Source organism: Streptomyces sp. 8K308 (assembly GCF_004348315.1).
Taxonomy (GTDB): Bacteria; Actinomycetota; Actinomycetes; order Streptomycetales; family Streptomycetaceae; genus Streptomyces.
The window spans coordinates 1-3939 of sequence record NZ_SMKC01000496.1 but is presented as its reverse complement, the minus strand read 5'-3'; the positions used below and the strand labels follow the sequence as shown (position 1 = coordinate 3939).

Sequence of the window (3939 nt, the reverse complement as noted above, 5' to 3'; positions counted from 1 at the left end):
CGCCGCGCGGCCGGCCTGGACGTGGAGGTCACCGACATCGACTACCTGGACCTGGACCTGAGCTGACAGCGGGTCCGCTTCACAGCCGGAGGCCGGCACCCGTAGCGGGTGCCGGCCTCCAGCGCGCTCCGTGGCTGGCTACAGGAGCCAGTCGCGCAGGAAGCCCGAGGAACGGGTGCGGCCTGTTCGACTGGTCGGCCGTGGCTCAGCGGGCGAGTGCGGCCCGCTCCATCGCCTGGATGTCTCCACCACCGTTGTGGGCTTGGGCTACGTCGGTGTCGAGTTTCAGCGCGCGTTCGCCTCGAACTCCCTGTGGCGCCGCCCGTGATGCCCACCACGTCTTGTCCTGACTGCGGCGGGCCGAGGGTGACCCGCGTAGGTCAGGCCGCGGCCACGGCTGCCAGGCATCAGGGCCGCAGGAGCGGAGCGGGCGGGGGTTGGAGGAGTCGCGGGCGGCCCGCCAGGCCCGCCGGTCGTCTGCCCGTCGTACGCGAACAATGCGCCCGCCGCCGAACCCCCGCCGCACCGCCGTCGCCGCACCGCCGTCGTCGGCGTTCGGGGGATACGGGCTGGGATGCACGTCGTCGCGGGACCGATTCGGCGGCCAGGCTCATCGCGTGCTGTCCTTGCCCATGGCGCGGCGCATCGCGTCGCGGGTGCGGTCCACGACGGCGGCGACCGGGCCGAGGGCGATGTTGGCGCCGGCTGACTCCACCCCGGGGTGCGGACGGGTGGGTGCGGTGGCCTCGGCGGCCTGGATCGCCGTGGCCATCGCGGAGAGTTGGGCGCGACTGGCGTGCCGCCGTACTTGGGCGAACTCGTAGCGTTCCTCGGCGCGAGCGTGGGTCATGACCAGGGTGCGCAGGATGCCCAGGTGCCGGAGGAACTCGTCGGCGTCCGAGTCCATGGAGTCGAGGCGGGCGAGGAGTTCCTTGGCCTCGCGTTCCTCGGTGAGCCGCTCGGCCACTACCTCCTCGCCGCCGTCGAAGGTGTCGCGCGCGTAGGGGTGGATGACTTCCTCTTCCGCGGTCTCGTGCGTCGCGAGCAACCGCACCAGACGGCGGAAAGCGTTTCGGCGCTCCTCACCCGTGGTGTGCTCGACCTCGTCGAAGAGGTTCCTGATGTCGCCGTGCTGTCTCATGAGCACGGCGATGATGTCGTCGTCCGGGGTCACGTCCGCCATGGCTGCTCCTCGTCAGACGCGCTGCGCGGGGTCGGGGTGGTCGCCTTCGGTCTGCACACGGTAGTCGCCGCCCATCATCTCGCGGTGCTGTCCGATGACGCGGTCGCTCGGCGGCGCTACCTCGCCGTTGAGGGCCTGCTGCATTCGTTCGAACCGCTCGTGGGCGTCCCTGACGTACCCGGCACCGAGCGTGGTCAGGTCGATCTCGGTGGCCAGCAGCTCCCGCAGGTACTCCTTGTTGGGCTCGAAGGCGAGGACGTTCGGCAACTCCCGGGCCACGATGTCCTCCGGCTCCCGCCCGTCGTTGCGGCGCAGCAGGTCGCAGGCGATGCGCAGGTGCTCAAGCTCCATGTTCAGGTGGAGTTCCCAGATGGCCCTGACCTTGGGGTCGCTCTCCTGCTCCATGAACGAGTGGTAGAGGTAGCACTCGTTGTACTCGTGGTTGACCAATTGCTCCCACCAGGTCTCGCCCGGGTCGACGAGCGACTCGTAGTGTGTGACGTGTTCCTCCTCGATCAGTCCGATCTCCTGATAGAGCTGGCGGGCGATCGGCTCCATGTACTGCGGACCCACGTTCATGTAGAAGCTCATGGTCTGCTGCTCGGCGGACATCACCGTCAGCGCGTGCAGCTTGGACAGTGGGTCGACGGTGGTCCGGTCGTACGGGTCCCGGACGTTGTCCGTCGGGTCGCGGTGGTGGTAGCGCGTGGGCCGCCCCGGCATGACCTCGGTCAGCTGGTCGACGATTGACTCCGCCTTGCGGTGCTCGATCATCTCGTAGAGGTTGGCGTACCGGTACAGGTGGTCGAAGTCCTCAAGTACCCCGAACCGGTAGGCCTGGGCCAGGTAGGGGTCAGGCTCCATGCGCGCCACCCACGCGGTGAGATCGACGGCCACCTGCTCGTACGCGATCGTCGTCTCCAACACCGAGGATGAGCCGGGCAGCAGCCAGTTGACGACCTTCTGCTGCTGCGCCTCGATGTAGCGGGTCCGCGCCAACTGGCGTTTGATCTCCGGGTCACCGGTGCGTCGGGCCAGCTGATGGCCGAAAAGGATCGCCTCCACCTCGATGCCGTTCATGGTGATGATCCGGCAGCGGGTGTAGGGGTCGCAGCGATCCGGGTCGATGGGTTCCACGTTGAGCTCCCGCCAGTTGCGGGTCTGCTCGTCCAACGGGATACCGCGCTGTTCGAGGGGGTTGAAGGTCACGAGGTCTCCCGGGGCTCGACTGAGGCGGGTCCAAGGAGAACCCGGATCGCGTCGGAAACGGCGCCTCACCGCCGAGGGCCTACGGCACATGGGGCAACGAATACGCCGGAATGCCCTAGCCGCGGGTGCGCCGATTCAAGGCCCCGACGGCTGTCAGCCGCTCGGACAGCGCGATGCGGTAAGGGGCCGCGACGGGATGCAGCAGGTCGGGGTGGCGCAGCAGCGCGGCGGCCCGTCGGTCGAGGCCGTCGGGCTCGGTCAGCCGGGGGAAGTCGATGACGAGCCCACCGGCATGTTCACAGCCGACGACCGCGGCCGTCGCCTCCCGGGCCAGGGCGGGCTCAGTGAGCAGGCTGGCCGCCCAGCCCGCGACGACCTCGTCGACCCAGCCGCGCCAGGCGGCGGCCGACGGGCGGGCACCGACCCGGCGGTCCAGATCGGCTGAGCCGCCGGGGCCGGTCAGGATGAGCAGGGCCGCGTCCGTGGTTGTGGGATACCGCAGCCAGGCGGCGACGGTCACCGCCTGCCTGGCCTGCGCCCGCGCCAGTAGGGCCGCGAGCTCCCCGCCGTCGGCTGGATAGGCGCCGACGAGCCACCGGGTAGTGGCGGCTATGACGGGTGAAAGGACGGATGACATGACACCGACACCCTACACAGTCGGCGAAGCCGACAATGTGGCGCGTATCACGCCCGTCCATGCACCCCACGCACCGCATCGGCGACATCGTGCGCCCGCTGCTGGAAGGCGGGACGACCGGCCGTTCCTGGGGTGTGATGGGCTTCGATGGAGACGATCAGCTCCTCATAGACCTACCGGTGTTTCTCAGCGGTCAGCCAGTGGTAGGCGACGCCCGGTGGCTCGGGGATCGGCTGGGCGGCGCGCCGGACCCCGGCTCGGCGAACGCCGCGACCCGCTCGACGTCGCGCTACACCGCCAGCCGCTGGTCCTCACCCACAGCCCCGCTGCGCACGCGCCGGTCCGTGCTCGCGAGTCCCCGCCGGAACCGGGCTTTCTCCTGCGCTGACCACCAGCGCCGCATCTCCGGCCTCATCGTTTGCCCGGCGGCCGGCAGGTGGCGCCGCCCGGTGTCCACGAGTTCGTTGTCGTACGGCACCCCCATGCGGCGCCGTACGACCATCACGCGATCGGCCAACTGCTCGGCCTCCACGATCGCCAGCGTCTTCGTCAGCGCCCCGCTGCACGCATCGCGGTTCTCCCACGAGACGTACCGGCCGCCACCTCGGCGAGGAGCCGCTCCACGATTCCCGACTGACTCAGCGCCTCCCCGGTCGCCCCCGCCGCGACCTCGGTCCGGTACCCGGAGGCCCCGTACCCGGCCGCCGTGACACGGAACTCGTCCGGGTCGTCCATCGCCATCTCGACCACCGCGTCCCACGGGAGTGGGAGTGTCATGAATCAGGCTCTGGCCCGTGTTCGGTGGTGACGAAGGGTGACGGGTGTCGTTGACTCCATGTGCGGGATGTCAACGAGCTTGTGGGTGTGGTGTTCTCGGGGTTGTCGGCGCTGGTCGTCGAGGGGGTGGCGG

5 protein-coding genes are annotated in these 3939 nt (G+C 69.8%); all 5 read right to left on the bottom strand.

Features of this window, described 5'->3' with window-relative positions; translation table 11 throughout:
- Nucleotides 1–610: 610 nt before the first annotated feature.
- Entirely contained in the window at nt 611–1183 is a 573-nt protein-coding gene (locus tag E1265_RS34665) for a hemerythrin domain-containing protein (RefSeq protein ID WP_132934926.1), read from the bottom strand.
- 12 nt (nt 1184–1195) lie between these two features.
- On the bottom strand, nt 1196–2392 hold the full coding sequence (locus E1265_RS34660; RefSeq protein ID WP_132934925.1) for a hypothetical protein: 1197 nt from the start codon (nt 2390–2392) through the stop codon (nt 1196–1198).
- A 115-nt stretch (nt 2393–2507) separates the two neighbouring features.
- Nucleotides 2508–3029: a hypothetical protein gene (locus E1265_RS34655; protein WP_132934924.1), complete on the bottom strand. Its 522-nt coding sequence runs from the start codon at nt 3027–3029 to the stop codon at nt 2508–2510.
- 289 nt (nt 3030–3318) lie between these two features.
- Nucleotides 3319–3561 (bottom strand): hypothetical protein, encoded by a 243-nt coding sequence (locus E1265_RS40080; protein ID WP_243741325.1) that lies wholly within the window; start codon nt 3559–3561, stop codon nt 3319–3321.
- 17 nt (nt 3562–3578) lie between these two features.
- Nucleotides 3579–3806 carry a zeta toxin family protein gene (locus E1265_RS40075; RefSeq protein WP_243741324.1) on the bottom strand — a complete coding sequence of 76 codons (228 nt, stop codon included), beginning with the start codon at nt 3804–3806 and terminating at the stop codon, nt 3579–3581.
- Nucleotides 3807–3939 lie beyond the last annotated feature (133 nt).